The sequence below is a fragment of the Paucibacter sp. TC2R-5 genome, from assembly GCF_025717605.1.
GTDB lineage: Bacteria > Pseudomonadota > Gammaproteobacteria > Burkholderiales > Burkholderiaceae_C > Paucibacter_A > Paucibacter_A albus.
Map to the genome: position 1 here is coordinate 1 of NZ_JAJIRQ010000035.1, position 572 is coordinate 572.

At 50.7% G+C, this 572-nt stretch carries 1 protein-coding gene; it reads left to right on the forward strand.

Annotation, left to right across the window (positions count from 1 at the left end; translation table 11 throughout):
* Nucleotides 1-142: 142 nt before the first annotated feature.
* Nucleotides 143-572 (forward strand): TniB family NTP-binding protein (locus LNV08_RS22955; protein ID WP_263536063.1); only part of this gene is annotated, 430 nt, incomplete at its 3' end.

The following is a 572-nucleotide window of genomic DNA, read 5'->3' on the forward strand; positions in this document are numbered from 1 at the left end:
TCTACGACTTCGGGCACCACGACGCGCCACGAAGCCCAAGCTGTAGGTCACGCAACTGCCATTCAGCCCGCTATCGAAGAGGCGATTTCAAAGAATCAGGACAAATTTGACATAAACAAGCTCCTCGCAGGCACAAAGATTGATGGAACAGACTGAATATCACCGTCCCTTTCAGTCTCTATTAATAAGTCATGTGGCGACTGCATTGGAAGAAGTGCGAGCGGGAGGATCCAGCCAGGGAATACTGCTTATTGGCGGATCAGGAACAGGCAAAACTCATGCCTTCGATTTGATCGCGGGGTCTTTTGAGAGGAAGCTTCTGGATGGCCAGATGCTCACGCCGTGTGTCCGCATTGAAATGCCCCTGAATCCAACGCCAAAAAATATCGTAATTGCAGCATTGAAGCCTCTGGGTGGCGTATATACGTCGGGCGGCCACAGTACCCCTGAGACACAGCTTCGCGACGCATTTGATTGCCACCAGGTAAAGGTCGTGCTCTTGGAGGAGTTTCACAATGCGCTACTGTCCGGAACTACTGCTGTCCGTAATCAAGTACTCAAGTTTGTAAAAG